Origin of the sequence: Paraflavitalea speifideaquila (assembly GCF_032395985.1) — a bacterium.
Lineage (GTDB): Bacteria > Bacteroidota > Bacteroidia > Chitinophagales > Chitinophagaceae > Paraflavitalea > Paraflavitalea speifideaquila.
Map to the genome: position 1 here is coordinate 8,237,902 of NZ_CP135920.1, position 16,197 is coordinate 8,254,098.

At 44.7% G+C, this 16,197-nt stretch carries 25 protein-coding genes and 3 pseudogenes; 11 read left to right on the forward strand and 17 right to left on the reverse strand.

Annotation, left to right across the window (positions count from 1 at the left end; all coding sequences use genetic code 11):
* Positions 1 to 45: 45 nt before the first annotated feature.
* Positions 46 to 486, reverse strand: a complete 441-nt coding sequence (locus tag RS881_RS56600) for a MarR family winged helix-turn-helix transcriptional regulator (RefSeq protein WP_315818829.1) — start codon at positions 484 to 486, stop codon at positions 46 to 48.
* Between the two features lie 355 nt (positions 487 to 841).
* Between RS881_RS56600 and RS881_RS56605 the strand changes: the two genes are divergently transcribed.
* From RS881_RS56605 to RS881_RS56635, 7 genes are all read left to right on the forward strand, one after another.
* Positions 842 to 1,270, forward strand: coding sequence for an SGNH/GDSL hydrolase family protein (locus RS881_RS56605; RefSeq protein ID WP_315818830.1), 429 nt, complete (start codon positions 842 to 844; stop codon positions 1,268 to 1,270).
* Positions 1,267 to 2,022, forward strand: coding sequence for a T9SS type A sorting domain-containing protein (locus RS881_RS56610; protein ID WP_315818831.1), 756 nt, complete (start codon positions 1,267 to 1,269; stop codon positions 2,020 to 2,022). The genes RS881_RS56605 and RS881_RS56610 overlap by 4 nt, the downstream gene beginning before the upstream one ends.
* A gap of 82 nt (positions 2,023 to 2,104) precedes the next feature.
* The gene (locus RS881_RS56615) at positions 2,105 to 2,308 is read left to right on the forward strand and encodes an alpha/beta fold hydrolase (protein WP_315818832.1); all 204 of its coding nucleotides are present in this window, start codon (positions 2,105 to 2,107) and stop codon (positions 2,306 to 2,308) included.
* Positions 2,305 to 2,850: a serine aminopeptidase domain-containing protein gene (locus tag RS881_RS56620; protein WP_315818833.1), complete on the forward strand. Its 546-nt coding sequence runs from the start codon at positions 2,305 to 2,307 to the stop codon at positions 2,848 to 2,850. Before RS881_RS56615 ends, RS881_RS56620 begins: the two co-directional genes overlap by 4 nt.
* Positions 2,851 to 2,942: 92 nt before the next feature.
* Complete coding sequence (locus tag RS881_RS56625; protein WP_315818834.1) at positions 2,943 to 3,590, forward strand: glycosyltransferase; 648 nt, start codon at positions 2,943 to 2,945, stop codon at positions 3,588 to 3,590.
* On the forward strand, positions 3,574 to 3,810 hold the full coding sequence (locus tag RS881_RS56630; RefSeq protein ID WP_315818835.1) for a glycosyltransferase family protein: 237 nt from the start codon (positions 3,574 to 3,576) through the stop codon (positions 3,808 to 3,810). Before RS881_RS56625 ends, RS881_RS56630 begins: the two co-directional genes overlap by 17 nt.
* A gap of 223 nt (positions 3,811 to 4,033) precedes the next feature.
* Positions 4,034 to 4,267, forward strand: coding sequence for a hypothetical protein (locus RS881_RS56635; protein WP_315818836.1), 234 nt, complete (start codon positions 4,034 to 4,036; stop codon positions 4,265 to 4,267).
* Between the two features lie 28 nt (positions 4,268 to 4,295).
* Here RS881_RS56635 and RS881_RS56640 read toward each other — a convergent pair whose 3' ends face one another.
* On the reverse strand, positions 4,296 to 4,517 hold the full coding sequence (locus RS881_RS56640) for a hypothetical protein (protein WP_315818837.1): 222 nt from the start codon (positions 4,515 to 4,517) through the stop codon (positions 4,296 to 4,298).
* 78 nt (positions 4,518 to 4,595) lie between these two features.
* On the opposite strand from RS881_RS56640, the gene RS881_RS56645 reads away from it, so the two are divergent.
* Positions 4,596 to 5,186, forward strand: coding sequence for an ABC transporter permease (locus RS881_RS56645; RefSeq protein WP_315818838.1), 591 nt, complete (start codon positions 4,596 to 4,598; stop codon positions 5,184 to 5,186).
* A gap of 54 nt (positions 5,187 to 5,240) precedes the next feature.
* Here RS881_RS56645 and RS881_RS56650 read toward each other — a convergent pair whose 3' ends face one another.
* The 4 genes from RS881_RS56650 to RS881_RS56665 form a co-directional block, all read right to left on the reverse strand.
* On the reverse strand, positions 5,241 to 5,384 hold the full coding sequence (locus tag RS881_RS56650) for a hypothetical protein (RefSeq protein ID WP_315818839.1): 144 nt from the start codon (positions 5,382 to 5,384) through the stop codon (positions 5,241 to 5,243).
* Positions 5,372 to 5,659, reverse strand: a complete 288-nt coding sequence (locus RS881_RS56655) for a hypothetical protein (protein ID WP_315818840.1) — start codon at positions 5,657 to 5,659, stop codon at positions 5,372 to 5,374. Before RS881_RS56655 ends, RS881_RS56650 begins: the two co-directional genes overlap by 13 nt.
* Positions 5,660 to 5,748: 89 nt before the next feature.
* Complete coding sequence (locus RS881_RS56660; RefSeq protein WP_315818841.1) at positions 5,749 to 5,949, reverse strand: Lrp/AsnC ligand binding domain-containing protein; 201 nt, start codon at positions 5,947 to 5,949, stop codon at positions 5,749 to 5,751.
* A gap of 8 nt (positions 5,950 to 5,957) precedes the next feature.
* On the reverse strand, positions 5,958 to 6,215 hold the full coding sequence (locus tag RS881_RS56665; protein ID WP_315818842.1) for a winged helix-turn-helix transcriptional regulator: 258 nt from the start codon (positions 6,213 to 6,215) through the stop codon (positions 5,958 to 5,960).
* 733 nt (positions 6,216 to 6,948) lie between these two features.
* On the opposite strand from RS881_RS56665, the pseudogene trmB reads away from it, so the two are divergent.
* From trmB to RS881_RS56680, 3 genes and pseudogenes are all read left to right on the forward strand, one after another.
* Positions 6,949 to 7,589 (forward strand): annotated as a pseudogene (gene trmB / locus RS881_RS56670) (tRNA (guanosine(46)-N7)-methyltransferase TrmB).
* Positions 7,561 to 7,770 carry a C1orf53 family protein gene (locus RS881_RS56675; RefSeq protein WP_315818843.1) on the forward strand — a complete coding sequence of 70 codons (210 nt, stop codon included), beginning with the start codon at positions 7,561 to 7,563 and terminating at the stop codon, positions 7,768 to 7,770. Before trmB ends, RS881_RS56675 begins: the two are co-directional and overlap by 29 nt.
* Complete coding sequence (locus RS881_RS56680; protein ID WP_315818844.1) at positions 7,745 to 8,140, forward strand: MGMT family protein; 396 nt, start codon at positions 7,745 to 7,747, stop codon at positions 8,138 to 8,140. The genes RS881_RS56675 and RS881_RS56680 overlap by 26 nt, the downstream gene beginning before the upstream one ends.
* Positions 8,141 to 8,185: 45 nt before the next feature.
* Here the strand turns inward: RS881_RS56680 and RS881_RS56685 are convergent, their stop codons facing one another.
* The 11 genes and pseudogenes from RS881_RS56685 to RS881_RS56740 all read right to left on the reverse strand — a co-directional run bounded on the left by RS881_RS56685 (position 8,186) and on the right by RS881_RS56740 (position 16,142).
* Positions 8,186 to 8,551, reverse strand: coding sequence for a hypothetical protein (locus tag RS881_RS56685; RefSeq protein ID WP_315818845.1), 366 nt, complete (start codon positions 8,549 to 8,551; stop codon positions 8,186 to 8,188).
* Between the two features lie 128 nt (positions 8,552 to 8,679).
* Positions 8,680 to 9,192 (reverse strand): DUF420 domain-containing protein, encoded by a 513-nt coding sequence (locus RS881_RS56690; RefSeq protein WP_315818846.1) that lies wholly within the window; start codon positions 9,190 to 9,192, stop codon positions 8,680 to 8,682.
* Positions 9,193 to 9,403: 211 nt separating this feature from the next.
* On the reverse strand, positions 9,404 to 10,048 hold the full coding sequence (locus RS881_RS56695; RefSeq protein ID WP_315818847.1) for an SCO family protein: 645 nt from the start codon (positions 10,046 to 10,048) through the stop codon (positions 9,404 to 9,406).
* Between the two features lie 146 nt (positions 10,049 to 10,194).
* Complete coding sequence (locus RS881_RS56700; protein ID WP_315818848.1) at positions 10,195 to 10,671, reverse strand: cytochrome C oxidase subunit IV family protein; 477 nt, start codon at positions 10,669 to 10,671, stop codon at positions 10,195 to 10,197.
* A gap of 39 nt (positions 10,672 to 10,710) precedes the next feature.
* Positions 10,711 to 11,385 (reverse strand): cytochrome c oxidase subunit 3, encoded by a 675-nt coding sequence (locus RS881_RS56705; protein ID WP_315818849.1) that lies wholly within the window; start codon positions 11,383 to 11,385, stop codon positions 10,711 to 10,713.
* 91 nt (positions 11,386 to 11,476) lie between these two features.
* Complete coding sequence (locus tag RS881_RS56710) at positions 11,477 to 11,992, reverse strand: cytochrome c oxidase subunit 3 (RefSeq protein ID WP_315818850.1); 516 nt, start codon at positions 11,990 to 11,992, stop codon at positions 11,477 to 11,479.
* Positions 11,993 to 12,121: 129 nt separating this feature from the next.
* A pseudogene (gene cyoE / locus RS881_RS61380) lies at positions 12,122 to 13,020 on the reverse strand (heme o synthase).
* Positions 13,021 to 13,134: 114 nt separating this feature from the next.
* Positions 13,135 to 14,951: pseudogene (locus tag RS881_RS56725) on the reverse strand (cytochrome c oxidase subunit I).
* A gap of 56 nt (positions 14,952 to 15,007) precedes the next feature.
* Complete coding sequence (locus RS881_RS56730; RefSeq protein WP_315818853.1) at positions 15,008 to 15,259, reverse strand: hypothetical protein; 252 nt, start codon at positions 15,257 to 15,259, stop codon at positions 15,008 to 15,010.
* Positions 15,256 to 15,672, reverse strand: a complete 417-nt coding sequence (locus tag RS881_RS56735) for a cupredoxin domain-containing protein (protein ID WP_315818854.1) — start codon at positions 15,670 to 15,672, stop codon at positions 15,256 to 15,258. The genes RS881_RS56730 and RS881_RS56735 overlap by 4 nt, the downstream gene beginning before the upstream one ends.
* A gap of 26 nt (positions 15,673 to 15,698) precedes the next feature.
* Complete coding sequence (locus tag RS881_RS56740) at positions 15,699 to 16,142, reverse strand: cytochrome c oxidase subunit II (protein ID WP_315818855.1); 444 nt, start codon at positions 16,140 to 16,142, stop codon at positions 15,699 to 15,701.
* Positions 16,143 to 16,197 lie beyond the last annotated feature (55 nt).

The window sequence follows — 16,197 nt, forward strand, 5'->3', positions numbered from 1 at the left end:
AAAGCACCGCTACTTTATACTATCGCACAGCGGCGCGGTATATCTTTATTTTAGGTTATCATAGACGATCTGCAATACTTCTTTACAGATATCAATCCGTTCGGGCGGAACTCCTTGCAGGGCTTCATTCAATGTTTCTTCGGCCAACCCCATGCTTTGTTCTTGCAGTTTTTGTGCCTGCTTGGTAAGGAAGATCAGGTTCATACGGCGGTCAGCGTCCGAAGAAACCCTTTTTACCAGTTGCAATTTTTCCAGGTTGTCTACCAATCGGGTAATACTGGGCTTATCACGAAAAGTGGCATTGCATAACTCCTGCTGACTGATACCATCCTGCTTCCACAAGTGATACAATACGCTCCACTGTTCAATGGTTACATTCAGCTCAGCAATATTGAATTTCTTCTGCAAACTCCGGGCAATAGCAGTAGATGCTTTACCTGTAATAAAGCTATAGAGCTCTCCTTTTCTGAATTGGTTGTTTGACATATAGTTGTTTATACAACTATCCAAACTTACATAATTTCCCTTCCTGAACAAGTTTTTGGGGCAAATAATTCTTAAGAGAAAACCCTTCTAAAACATTGTTACTCACATACCAAAAAAAACAGGTGTGTAGGACATAGATCAAATTCGTGCCTAAAACGGGTAGTTCGTTGGATTGACATCACTCCAGGGTTAACAAAATCAGTAGATTCGCTTTCCACCCACTGTTGATCGTACCCTTTTTGCTACAACTCTGTGTAACCACTCCATAGCCCGAAAACCGTCATAGATGAAATACATTTATCTCGCACTTTTGTGCGTTTCTGCATGCACTTCCGGCTTTGCACAACAAATGCGGATGGTGGCTATGGGATCTTCCACTACCGGTGGCACCGGTGCTTATCCTGCGGATAGCTCCTGGGTTAGGCGCTTTAGTAATTATTATAAAAACCATCTAAACCTGGCAGACACAGTGTATAATTTGGGTTGGGGCGGCGCCAGCTCTTATAAGGGCATGCCCAGCAGTTACATACCCCCGCCCAACCGGCAGGGGCCCGATCCCGGTTACAATGTTACCCGGGCTGTAAACCAGCTGTCCAGCCTGCCTACACCATCCAATGGGGTGGTGATCGTAAATTATCCTACCAATGGTTACGACACTTTAAGCATTGCAGAGGTGTTGAATTGCCTGCAGATCATTTACGATTCAGCCACAAGGCTTGGCAACAAATGTTTTGTTACCACCACACAGCCCAGGGAGGTGGTAGCTTCAATACCCCGGCAGTGAAATACAGGCTGGCCATTCTGAAAGATTCGATCATTAACCGGTTTGGAATAATGAATACCATCAACTTTTATGATGACCTTTACAACCCAGCCGACTCACTGATCCTCCCAGCCTATAAGTCGGGAGCCGATGATATACATTTTAACAATGCGGGCCACCGCATATTGTTTGAAAGGGTAAAAGCAAAGAATGTATTTAGTGCGATCCTGCCAATCAAACTACAGGCATTTACCGCCACCCTGCAGGATAGTAAAGTTGCGCTTAAATGGACAGCAATCCACGATGCTACCAATAGCTACTTTATTGTACAAAGAAGTGCTGATGGAAAAGAATTTGAAACATTACAGCAATTGCCTGTTAATGAACTGGTGGGCGGGTCCAGGTATGCATTTACAGATGCAACGCCACTACCAGGCACCAGTTTTTACCGGCTGATCATTCAGGAAAGAGACAGGAGCCATTATTCAAAAACGGTAACCATTAAAAATACCCTGTCGGCCCTCGTGATCAAAAAACTGTACCCCATCCCTGTCAATAAAGTATTGCAGCTGGAGCTGATTGCTGAAACTGCACAGGCCCTTACCATTGAAATGGTCAGCAATAGCGGCATCCCCATACAGCGAACCATACGCCAGGTTAACCGTGGCTCCAATTATTTAAGCCTCCCCACCACACAACTGGCGAGCGGTATGTATTTTCTACGTATTAGTAGTGCAGGCAATAACCCCCTTATCCGGGCATTCAGTAAATAGAGCGCTATTGCATTAGCAAGCCTTTCAATTATAACAATGCCTTGCTTACTGATAAAGTTGTAGTTTTATTGCAGTCTGTTATATGCAAACTGCTTCAATCAATTACCGGTCTTCACAAATCAATTACAGCTATAGCGGTAGCGGTGAAAAGCTGCTGGTATGCCTGCATGGCTATGGCGAATCGGAAAAGACCTATCATTTCCTGGAACCCCACCTGCCCGCAGGGTATCGCCTACTAGCCATCGACCTGCCTTTCATGGCGGCACGCAATGGAACGAGGGATTGAACTTCACTACCGATGACCTGCATTCCATCATTAACCATATTTGTAAGCTGCATACGGGTTATACCGGCCGGCTAACGCTTGCCGGTTTTAGCATGGGCGGCCGGGTAGCCCTGGGCCTGATGGAAAAAATACCCGCACAAATCGACAAAGTAATTTTGCTGGCACCTGATGGATTGAAAGTGAATATTTGGTACCGGCTGGCTACCCGTACGGTGATAGGAAATCGATTTTTCCGATTTACCATGCGTCATCCCCAATGGTTTATGCTGTTGCTAAAGATTGGAAATAGGATAGGCATGATCAACCAAAGTGTTTTAAAATTCACCCGGTATTATATCAATGACAAGCAGGTAAGGGAAGACCTTTACAATCGTTGGACCTGTATGCGCTATATCAGGCCCCATCTCCCCACAATAAAAAGTCGATTGTGCAATATGCTATACCCTTTCGTTTGGTGTATGGTCAATATGACCGTATTATACGATATGAGCGGGGAGAAAAATTCCGTATCGGTATTGAATCTTTCTGTACGTTGCGTATAATTCCAACTGGTCACCAATTGTTACAGGAAAAGAATGTGGGGGTGATCCTTGAATTATTACAATCTTAAATCCGTTCATTCAATTTCGGCTGCATGCCAATATTCCTCTTCATATTTTTCCTGTTGATGGTGGGATATGCCATCCTCATCAATTTTTATCACCGGGCATGGAACCGGTTGCCAGCTTTCAATTTGCCAAACACACCTTCTCATACATTTATTTCTGTGATCATTGCCGCACGTAATGAGGAGCAGAACCTGCCTGATTTGATGGAATCACTGGTTAATCAAGCTTACCCCAAAAGCTTGTATGAAGTAATTATTGTTGATGATCATTCTACAGATAATACGGCCACCTTTTTGCGCGCCAATACCTATGCCGGTCTCTCACTAACAGTACTTAGCTTAGCTGATTATATAATTGAGCGGGAAGCTACCCGTTCTTATAAGAAAAAGGCTATAGAAACAGGTATTGGTGTAGCAAAGGGCAGCCTGATTGTAACCACCGATGCCGATTGCCATTTTGGTGAACACTGGTTGGAAAGCATGGCAGCTTTTTATGAATCCACCCAGGCAAAGTTCATTGCAGCACCAGTAAAAATAATTGCCCGCCCTACCCTGTTGGGCATTTTCCAGTCGCTTGATTTTATCACCCTGCAAGGGATTACCGGGGCTTCTGTATCACGGCGTTTTCATTCTATGTGCAATGGCGCAAACCTGGCTTATGAAAAAGGCATTTGAGGAAGTAAATGGCTTTGAAGGCATTGATAACATTCCTTCGGGCGACGATATGCTGTTGATGCATAAGATCTACCGGAAATATCCTGACAAGGTATTTTACCTCAAGTCAAAAGAGGCTATTGTATCTACCGGTCCTGCTGCCAGTTGGAAGGCATTTTTCACCAACGCATCCGTTGGGCCAGTAAGGCAGATAGTTATGATGATAAGCGCATTTTTTTGACGTTGTTACTGGTGTACCTGGTCAATATTTGTTTTCTGGTAGCTGCTGTAGCCGCCTGTTGGGAAAATATATGGTTGTTCTTCTGCCTCATCCTGCTATTGGCCAAGGTTCTCATCGAATTTCCTTTTGTGCATGCGTCAGCCATTTTCTTTAACCAAGGCTCCCTCATGAAGTATTTTCCATTTTTGCAGCCAATACATATTCTATATACTATTATTGCAGGATGGCTGGGCAAGTTTGGCCATTACGAATGGAAGGGGAGGGTAATCAGGAAGCAATCATAAGTTTACAAAACTCTATTATCACCAATGGCTACTGCCACAACACGTTCTACCTGGCGGCGACTGAAAGGAATAAAGGCGCTTTATTTGGTATGGTGGTCATTGTACTCTCTTTGTTGGTGGCCTTATTGGCTTATATATTGGCGCCCGATGGCACCCCAATGCCAACCGGATGATCGTGGAAATTGGCGGTCAAAAGCCAGGTTATACACAACAGTTCCTCTTGCTACCTAAAGAACGCAGTGTTGAAAAGGCTTCTTTTTTGCCCGTCTTATTGGCGGCCAGGAAGACCGGAATCAGTACCTGCCCATTAGCAGCTATACCACTACCGCCGACAGCCTGATTATTCAGCAATTTATTGATGAGGGAATCACAGAGCGTGTAGCCTTCGCCAACAACAAGAACGATTATAAGATCATAACCCAAACATTCTACCTGGGAACCGATAAATATGGTCGTGATATCCTAAGCAGGTTACTGGTAGGTGTACGTGTAAGCCTAAGTGTGGGGTTGGTTACCGTATTGATATCACTAAGCATTGGTGTGTTACTGGGCGCACTGGCCGGTTATTTCAGGGGATGGGTGGATGATGCCATTATGTGGTTCATCAATGTTATCTGGAGCATCCCTACTTTATTGCTGGTATTTGCCATCACCCTCATGTTGGGCAAAGGATTCTGGCAGGTGTTTATTGCCATTGGGTTGACCATGTGGGTCAATGTGGCCCGTATCATCCGGGGGCAGGTATTGAGTGTGCGTGAAATGGAATATGTAGAAGCTGCAAGAGCGCTGGGTTATTCACATCCACGCATCATTGTGCGCCATGTATTGCCCAATGTTATGGGTCCCGTAATGGTAGTAGCAGCGTCGAATTTCGCATCGGCCATTGTAATAGAAGCAGGACTTAGCTTCCTGGGGGTGGGGGTTCAACCACCGCAACCTAGCTGGGGCCTGATGATCAAGGAGAATTATAACTTCATCATAACGCATAATCCCATGCTGGCATTGGCGCCTGGATTTGCCATCATGTTACTGGTATTAGCATTCAATATGCTGGGCAATGGATTGCGGGATGCCTTACAGGTAAAAGCCTAAAGGGCTACATGTAGCCAGGACCGGTAACCAGACGCAAGTAACAGGGTATCAACATTATTTCCTCGAATAGCGGTAACTACCAGTCCACTTGTTGGAAGCACAACTTTTTGAAGTAATGGTGATCTTTACTATGCTGGGGGTAGTAGAGGGCGTATTGGTAATACTAAAATTACTGATCGCCGTTTTTACATCCGGCAAGGTTTGCGTGAAAAGGGAGTTCCACCTGATTCAGCGCCTGCAGTTATTTCAATAGTAACACCGTCTGTAGGCAGGTTGGCTGTAATATTGACTTGCAGTGGGAAATTCGGTCCAGGTCCGGCAGGCTCTGTACTGCCATTAGCGGGCGTAGTAGATACCTGTAAAGCAGATTCAGAGCAATTATCATTACCTCCTCCTTTTTGCCGCAGGAAGACAGGGTGGCCAGGAAAAACAAAACAGTAAGGCTTAACAGTACGAACTTTTTCATGTTGCATTGGGGATTATGTACGTAACCTGTTCTAAAGCTAATATTTAATTGGCTCATTTGGAACACCAATTTTATTGTTGTTCAGCCCTAGTTTTATCAGGCCATTACCTGCACATTCCGGTTAAAACTTTCTTCCAGTGAGATAAAAGTTTCGGTACGTTCAATCCCTTTGATCTTCTGTAGTTCATCATGTAATACAAACCGCAATTGATTAATATCACGGCAAATGATCTCCGCAAACATGCTATAATTGCCGGTCGTATAATTCAACCGGGTGATTTCGGGTATCTTCTGCAATTCTTTGGCTACGGAATCATAGAGAGAGCTTTTTCAAGATATATGCCAATAAAGGCAATCACATCATAGCCCATTTGCTTCAGGTCAACGTTTAATTTTGTACCTTTCACTACTCCGGCTTCCTGTAGTTTTTTGATCCGCACATGGATGGTGCCTCCTGATACAAACAGCTTCTTACCAAGATCTGCATAAGATATCTCAGCATTATCCATCATTTCGTGAATGATCTGCAAATCGAGTTTATCAAGATTCAATTTAGCTCCCATTTAGCAATCGTTTTTTTGTAAATTATCAAACAATGGTACAAATATTTGTATAATCTCGAAACTTTCAAAATTTTTATTGAATAATTCTCAACGAACAGGCATATTTCTTTAATATTGCACTGTAATCGTTCTTTAAATATCAGTACATACTGTGGAGTGATGGAACTTTGGCAGACATGCCCCTTGTCTCGGGGGTGGGGATAACAGGATAAACGTAGTGTAATGCCGTCCTTCGGGATGACTGGGGTTGACCACCACAGATTGCGCTTCAGCTAACTGCCCCGTGGAGGTTCGAATCCTCCCTCTACAGCAGAGCAAGCAACACATAAACCCTTTCGGATTCTTCCGGGAGGGTTTCATTTTTTATGCACTTCTCTGTTTTTCATCCTTTTCCAGCTCCATTGCCTTCCTTCCATTTCCTTATTAATTAATAGTATTTGCTATTCCTGCCAACTGCATACCCTGTATCACCAATGAATTCGGGCATTGTCCATATTCTCTTATAACCAGGCAAGAGAGAGCCAATACACTAGCGACAACAATAACAACGATTTAGATTAATATTCCATACCTCCTTGGGCGCCTCTGCGGCCGGCACAACCCGTTGAAAGAATAACCCTTCTTTTCAGCAGTTTTTTTTGATTTCGCTACTTTTGCGACCTATGGGTCATAAAAGTTAATACGTTTTGCAGAGATGAGCACTTTTCCTAATGTGCTGCAGTACCCCGAAAACATGCCAGGCCACTGGAAGGATTTTTTCCATAACGACAATCCCATTGTACTGGAGCTGGCCTGCGGCAAGGGCGAGTATGCTCTAGGGCTGGGCAGGTTATTCCCTGATAAGAACTTCCTGGGAATAGACCTGAAGGGCAATCGTATCTGGGCAGGAGCGAAGAAAGCCTTGCAGGAAAATCTAACCAATGTAGGTTTTCTGCGTACGCAGATTGACCAGATTGCCAGCTATTTTGCCCCTGGCGAGGTAGCAGAGATCTGGATCACTTTTCCCGATCCCCAGCTGCGTACCGGTAAGGCCAAAAGAGATTAACACACCCTAAATTCTTGCGCCTGTACCAACAAATACTGCAACCAGGGGGTTATATTAACCTGAAAACCGATTCGCCCAGTTTGTACCGGTTTACTAAATGGGTGATCGATTTACATGAGCTGCCCCTGGTGCAGGATATGGATGACGTATACACACAGGAAACCCTTAGCGAATCACTTAGGATCAAAACCCATTATGAGGGCCTGGATATAGCGCAAAGCAACCGCATCCATTATTTACAATTTGGCCTGCCCGGCACGCCATTGCCCGATAAGAATGAGGCACTAAAAGAATTATTACTTGAAGAAGGAACTGATAGAAGGAGTTGATTATTATTACAATGAACAGGGATACGTGGTATTAACTGCCCGCTATCACCTGGAAAGAGGGCATTGCTGTGGCAATGGCTGTCTGCATTGTCCCTTTGATTATATCCAGGTTCCCGAACCGCGCCGCAGTGAATTGCTCACCAAAAGAATAAATAATGGCTACACGCAAAACGGTCAGTAAGCCAACAAAAGAGAAGCTGGCCTCCCTTACTCCAACAGGACGTAAGGAAACGTTCTTTGAGTTGGTATATGAAGTTGCCCGCCAGGTTCCGCGGGGCCGTGTTACCTCCTATGGAGCCATTGCCGCCTGCCTGGGCGCTAAATCCTCCTCCCGTATGGTGGGGTGGGCTATGCATGGCGCCGATAGAGTAAAACCCAAAATTCCCGCTCACCGCGTAGTTAACCGCAATGGTATGCTGAGCGGTAAGCACCATTTTGCTACGCCTACCCGCATGAAGGAACTGCTCGAAAAAGAAGGGATTAAAGTGAAGAAAGATACCGTGGTCAACTTCAAGGAGCTTTTCTGGGACCCTGCAGAAGAATTGATTTGAGACCGGAAGCTCAAAATAAAGGGCATTACATACGGAAACGGTCAATTAATTCTTTCCTTCCAGTTGCTCAACCTCTTTACTGGTTAAGTTCAATAATACAATGATATTGGCCTTACGAGGCATAAACAGCAGGAGCAACAACACATGAAACCCTGCCAGGGCTATGAATGCATAATTGCCCGTCATAAAAAAACAAACTACCGCCAGCAGTCCCGGCGCTTCGATCATAGCCCACCACATAATACATGCATTACGATAAGCATTCATTCTTGCTTCACCTGCTTCCGTACTGTTACGGGCCGCCATCATCTTTCGTTTGAAAAGGTTAAATCCCAGCAGCAATAAAGTAACCGTCACCACTACTGCTACTACCTGTAAAGTTCTTTCCATCGATGGATCGATGGCTTTCAAGCGGCCGGTTTGAAAAAGCAGGAGAATGCCTGCTGAAAAAACGCCAGTCCGGCCATGATACCAAGGTGCAGTATTTTCAATGCTTTAAACGCATCCTGTTGCATGGAATAACATTTACCTCAATATACTCAATAATAAGGACTGATCAGCAGGTATACCAATACACCGGTAAAAGCTACATAGAACCATACAGGCCAGGTAATACGGGCCAGCTTACGGTGTTGTGGCCATTCGGCTACCAGGGCGCGGTAAGCTGTGAAAAGAATAAAAGGCAAGATGATACCTGCCAGGGGTATATGGGTGATAAGAATGATATAATAAAACGTACGCAAACCACCTGCCTGGGCTTTCTCGGCGTCGGTCACAATACCATTGTGATCAAGATCGCCAAACCGTGTATCCCCTGCAAAAAGGTGATGGCAGATATAAGATACCAGGAAAAGTACCGAAAGGATTATGGCAGTCATCATGATCTTCTTATGCAGCAGGAGCTTCCGGCGTTTGGCAGCTATCAGGCCGGCTACCAGCAATACCGTCACGATTGAGTTGACAATTGCATTGAATGTCGCAAATGCATGTACATCGAATCCGGGGTCTACATCCAGCTTAAACCGGCTAAGTAATACTACAGCGGCAAACACAACAAAAGAAACGATGCCGATGAACCACCAGGCTTTCTTATCATTTTTTTAATACAGGCGCTAGCATACTATTATGATTTGGTATTTTTCCCTGTCCGGCGTACAATCCATATAAATACAGCCAATGCTGCTAAACCCAGCAGGAAGATGGGCCAAAGAGAAAGTATTTGAGCCAGTACGGGCGAAGGTTTGTGCTTATCCTTTTCCAACATCAGAAGCGTAAGATCTTCGGCCAATTTGGCCAGGGCCACTGTATCCAGCCCATTATAATACCCCTGATGATGCCATTCTTATCAATCAGCACAAACTTCTCTGTATGTATAAATAAGGAATCAACAGTGCCGCCATCCTGTGCTGGCAGTTTGATCTCATGCAAAGCGAAGTCATAAATCTCCTTCTTGGGACCTGTCAGCATCCACCAAACATCATGGTTGACGCCATACCGGTCGGCATATTTCTTGAGTACTGGTACAGAATCTCTTTCAGGATCAACGCTGAACGACAGGAATTGTACAAATGTAGTATCGATTCGCTTGGTAACATCTTTCAGCTTCAGGCTTTGCTGTAAGCTTTTCATGTTACGCGTAAGCGTAGGACAAATAGAAGGGCAACGGGTGAAAAAGAAGTCGGCAATAATAATGCGGCCACTTAAGTCGTCCAGGTTTACTTTATTACCCAACTGATTGGTGAATGAGCCATTGGCCAATTTATACCATACTGTATCTGATACTTGCTTGCCATTAATAACCGTATCGGTGGTATACTCGGGATAATACTTGGGGGCATGTGAATGACATCCCGGCTGAGCGATTTTACAAGAAAATAACTGGCTACCGGCAGCAGGATGGCAATACACAAGGCTAACAATGCTTTCTGGCTCACGTTATTTTGTTTTGCTGCGCAAAGTTACCACACGAAACAATGCAATACTGGTTTTGGGCAGGAAAAGGCCAATAAATATAAAATCCCGCCCGATATCGCTACCAGGCGGGATTGATTCAGTTATAGAAGCACCTGTAACAGGTGTTTAGTGAACAGTCTCAGGCTTTTGCGTTTCGCCACCATGTTCTCCATGACCGGCCTTTTTCTCCATTGGAGTAGTTGTACTCTCCTTGTGGTGGGGGTCATAGTTATTACGGAGGTTTTGTAGGAATTACCATCCCATAGGAAAGCTGCAATAAACCAGATGAATAGCAGGGCCGGTACTGCAATGGTCATGATCATATTTTTGATCTCATGACGTAAGTGCATGAACTCGGCTATGATATAGAAAGCTTTGGCAGCCGTAAAGATGATGTACAGGATATTGAACATCAATTTCAGGGAATGAAAGTGAGGTGCGATGAACATACCTACGACCAACTCCAGACAAGTAATGATCAACAGGATCCAGAATGTTCTCCAGATGGCCTTGGTATCAAAATCATGTTTCTCCCCGTGTCCGTGCTCTGCATTATGTGGTGTTTCAAATTTTTCCATAATAATATGTATTGCGATTGGCGTTTGATCAAATCAAAATTAGAACAGGTAGAAACAGGTGAATACGAATACCCAAACCAGGTCTACAAAGTGCCAGTACAAACCAGCTTTCTCAATCATCAGGTAATGGCCTCTGCGGTCAAATACCCCTTTGTAAGTCATAATGAACATGATAATGTTGATAATAACTCCGGAGAATACGTGGAACCCGTGGAAACCAGTGATGGTAAAGAAGAAGTTGGAAAAGTTGGTAGAAGATTCTGAACCGCCGAAATTAGGGAAAGGATTCCTACCCCACCAGGCGCCTTGGTCGTGCAAGTGATGCCACTCCCATGCCTGGCAACCGAGGAAGGCAATACCGCCAATAATGGTCCAGAATAACCATTTTAAGACTTCTTTACGGTTATTTTGATGGCCGGCGCCTACCGCCAATACCATGGTTACCGAACTCATGATCAGGATAAAGGTCATTACACTCACAAATACCAGAGGAAGGTGTGCGTGACCGGCAAACGGGAAAGAGGAGAACACTACGTTAGGGTCAGGCCAGCCATTGCTGGAGAACCGTACGGTGCCATACGAGATCAGGAACGCGCCAAAAGTAAAGGCATCGCTCATCAGAAAATACCACATCATCAGCTTGCCATATTCCACATTGAAGGGACTTCTTCCACCACCCCACCAATTTTGTTTCGCTGGTACTGCTTGTGCCATGTGTTGCTATTAATTTATACTCAAAAAATATTTTCTATTCTATATATTCTCAACAGATAATCAATACTGTCTTTAGACCTCTATCCCACTATTACCCTTTCACCAAAAAGAAAACGAACAGGTATATCCACAGCAGGTCTACAAAATGCCAATAAGTACTTACCACTTCTACAGGTACTACATTATAACTCCTGATCCGGGCGCTGAATGCCTTAAAGAACATGATCAACAGGGCAATGGCGCCTCCCAATACGTGAACGGCATGCAAGCCAAAAATAATGTACAGAAACTGACCTGCCCCTGATCCACCTTCTAATTTAACGCCTGAATGGAACAGCTTATAAAATCCAATGATCTGCATGGCAATGAATACCAAACCCAGTACGGCTGTAACCGTTAAGAGGCTACGGTATTGTTGCATGTTACGCTCCTTAAACGATTTAAGGGCTATCTGCATCGTAAGGCTGCTGAGGAGCATTACCCCGGTTGAATAATAAAACATACTGGGCACTACCACCGTAGTCCATCCCGGCTGTTCGCCTTTTACTATATAGGCACTGGTGAGCCCGGCAAACATCATAATGATGCTGCCAATAGCAAGCCACAAGGTAAACTTGTGGGGGTGAATTTTTGTTGACGCGGACTCACAATATTCATTCTAAATCAGTTCAATGTTAAAATCTATTACACAAAATCAATCTTACTATATGTCAAAATCGCTGACTTATCTTTTTACTTATAACTTATCTGCTAATAGTGCCAGTAACACAATGGGCAAATAAATATAACTGGAGAACATTACCCGTCTGGCGGCTTTTACTTCCATTTCACGGTACAGGCGTATACTTTGCCAGGTCATCAGGATATTAGCTACCAACACGATCCAGAAGCTCACCATACCACTCATACCCGTTAAATAGGGCAAGGTTCCTACCGGTATCAATACCAGCGAGTAGATGATGGACTGGATAGCCGAATATTTTCCAGGACCTTCTACAGAAGGCATCAATTTAAATCCTGCCTTGCTATAGTCCTGGTGTGCAATCCAGGCAATGGCCCAGAAATGCGGGAATTGCCAAAAGAACTGGATGGCAAACAATACCCAGCCGCCGGCACTCAGATCATCTTGCCCGGCAGCCCAGCCAATCAAACAAGGCAAACCACCCGGTACTGCTCCCAGCAATACAGCTACAGCACTTACCTTTTTAAAGGGGTGTACATAAAGGCATAGATGAACCAGCTTACCAAAGCTACAACTGCTGATAACAGGTTAAAGAAATAACCTAATATGAGTAATCCTGCAACCAGGGTAATAATGGCAAAGGCCCATCCTTCTGTTACACTCATTCTGCCAGATGCAACAGGCCGTTTGGCTGTACGTTTCATCAGGGCATCAGTGTCCCGCTCTACCACCTGGTTCACTGCATTGGCACTGCCGGTTACCAGCATGCCACCCAAAAAGAGCCAAATGATCATTGCCCAATCGTATACTACTACTTTTGGAGCCAGCAGGTAACTAATTACAGCAGAAAACACTACCATGAAGCTGAGGCTGAATTTAATCAGCATCATATAGTCACGCACCTTGCCGAATATTGTAAAAGAACTATTGTGCTTCACGGTTTCCTCCTGCATCTATATTTTCATTTAGTGAGTTGTGAGTGGTCAGTGGTGGGTAGATGTCCAACTAACCAGTTTAATTCAACCATTTACACCTCACATCAATCATTTTCTTCGATCCGTGTTCTCCTAATGCTTACTCTCATTGGGGCCAACAGGCTCCGTTTGAGGATGAAATCACGGCCATCCTTACTGTAATCATAAGCCCAGCGGTGAACTTCAGGTATTTCACCAGGCCAGTTACCATGTCCGGGCCTGATAGGTGCGGTCCATTCCAGGGTAGTAGCACCCCAGGGGTTCTGCACTGTTACCTTTCTACCCTTGAAAATAGAGTAGAAGAAGTTGAATATGAACATCAGCTGTACGGCAAATACGATCATTGCCACAGTAGAGATGAATTTATTGAGTTCAGCAAAATGCTTGAATGATTCCCAGCCCGAATAATCCAGGTAGCGGCGGGGCATACCAGCCAAACCTTCATAGTGCATAGGCCAGAAGATAAGGTAGGCGCCAACCAGGGTTACCCAGAAGTGGATATAGGCCATGGTATTATTCATAAAGCGACCATACATTTTGGGGAACCAGTGGTAAACACCGGCAAACATGCCAAAGAAGGCAGATACACCCATTACAATATGGAAGTGTGCAATTACAAAGTAAGTATCATGCAGGTGGATATCCAGGGTAGAGTTACCGAGGAAGATACCTGTAAGACCACCGGAAATGAACAGGCTCACGAAGCCCAGGGCGAACATCATACCGGGAGTAAACTTAATATTGGCTTTCCAGATGGTGGTGAGCCAGTTGAACACTTTGATAGCCGAAGGAACGGCAATCAACAGGGTGAGTAATACAAATACCGATCCGAGGAATGGATTCAACCCAGTTACGAACATGTGGTGCGCCCATACCAGGAAGGCCAGGATGGTGATCGCAAACATGGAACCCACCATAGCCATATAACCAAAGATCGGTTTGCGGGCGTTGATAGATATGATCTCAGAAGCCATACCCATCGCAGGCAACAGGATAATGTATACCTCGGGGTGACCCAGGAACCAGAATAAGTGTTGATACAAGATGGCGCTACCACCCTCATTGGGTAAGGCCTGCTTGGTTGCCGTTATATAAATATCAGACAAGTAGAAGCTGGTACCACCATGACGATCAAATAACAGGAGAATGAAACCAGATAACAGTACAGGGAATGACAATACACCCAATACAGCGGTAAAGAACAGGGCCCAAATAGTAAGGGGAAGCCTGGTCATCGACATACCCTTGGTACGCATGTTCAATACGGTAGAAATATAGTTCAGACCACCCAGCAGCGAAGATATTACGAACATAGCCATCGCTGTGATCCAGAGGTCCATACCTGTTTTAGATCCGGGAGAAGCATCGCCCAGGGCACTCAGGGGGTAAGCTGTCCAGCCGCCACTGAAAGGTCCTGTTTGAATGAAGAGCGAAGAAAGCATTACCACGCTACCACCAAAGAAGAACCAGTATGACAGCATGTTCATGAAAGGCGACGCCATATCACGCGCGCCTACCTGCAGGGGAATGAGGAAGTTGGCGAAAGTACCGCTCAAACCACCAGTCAATACGAAGAACACCAGTACGGTACCATGCATGGTAACCAGGGCATAGTAGTTCTCGGCAGATATCTTTCCACCTTTAGCCCAACGGCCAAGGATATCTTCCAGCCAGGGGAAAGCCTGGTCGGGATAACCCAGTTGCAAACGGAATAACACAGACATCAGACCACCGAGGATACCCCATATCATACCCGTAATCAGGAACTGTTTGGCGATCATTTTATGATCCTGGCTGAATACGTATTTAGTGATAAAGGTTTCTTTATGATGGTGTACATGATGCTCATCGTGATGCACCTCATGCGTAGTGACTACCTCAGAATGCCCGTGCAATGCTTCGTTGCTCATGATATATTATTTAATAGACGATGTTAATGCTTTTACGATTCTCCACTTCCGGCTGGTTACGGATGCTTGGCTACTGTTTTAAGGGTATCTTTTGCACTTTTAGCTGTGCTATCGGCAACTACGGGTTTCGGTGCTTCAGGAGCAGGGAATGCAGTTGCATAAGCAGGCTTCATTTTGGCCTTCCACAGAATAAACTCTTCAGGAGTTACCACTTTAATAACACCCCTCATTGAATAGTGCCCATTTCCGCACATTTGATCACAAGAGATCTCATATTCAAATTTTGGGTTCTTGGTTTTCTCTCTCATTTCCTCTGTAGTAAGCAGGGGGTGAACCACATGGTAGTAGGTGTACCGGGTACCGCATCCATTTTCAGGCGGAAGTGGGGTAAACCAACGTCATGGATCACATCACGTGAATTGATGATCAGTTTTACAGGTACCCCTTTAACGAGGTACATGGCGGCGTTATCTACAATGTCGTCAAAACCAGCAGGATCAGCTTTCAGTTTAGCTTCACCAACGGGGTTATTATTCTTGTCTTTCTTAATGATAGTAGTATCGGTCCATAGTAAACCCAATTGGTTACCGGCTGCTTCATCAATATTGCGGTAGTACTTCTTACCGAATGTATTGTCCTTACCTGGGTAACGGTAGATCCAACCAAACTGCTTACCAGTAATTTCCACTTCCATGGCATTGGACGGAGCGTCACCGGTCATTTTGAACCAATAGAACAAACCAAAGCCTACCAGTACGCAAAGCGCAATAGCCGGAACAGTAGTCCATAATACTTCCAGCTTATTATTATGCGGATAATAGAAAGCTTGTCTTTTTCACTGTGCTGGTATTTGAAAGCAAACCAGAACAACAATACCTGTGTGATTACAAATACAATCCCGGTAATGGCAATGGTAATCATCAACATATTGTCAATATTCTTACCATGTTCAGAGGCAGCAGGGTAAGGCATCAGGGTTTTAGGGTAGAGTATTTTATTACACCACCATACGCCCACTAATCCCAATACCAGGAACACGACCATCAAAAATGCATTGATCTTGTTGTTTTGCTCGAAAGCCTTCTTCTCTCCTTTCAGCACAGATACGTACTCACTGGCCTTGGCAATCTGAAAGGTGATCAGAAAGCCCAGGATGAGAATCGCTAACAGAAGTATTCCAGTAGTTGTCATGATCAATCAATAAATTTAATTCAGACCTATCAAAGTTTAAATGCTATTGAACAAC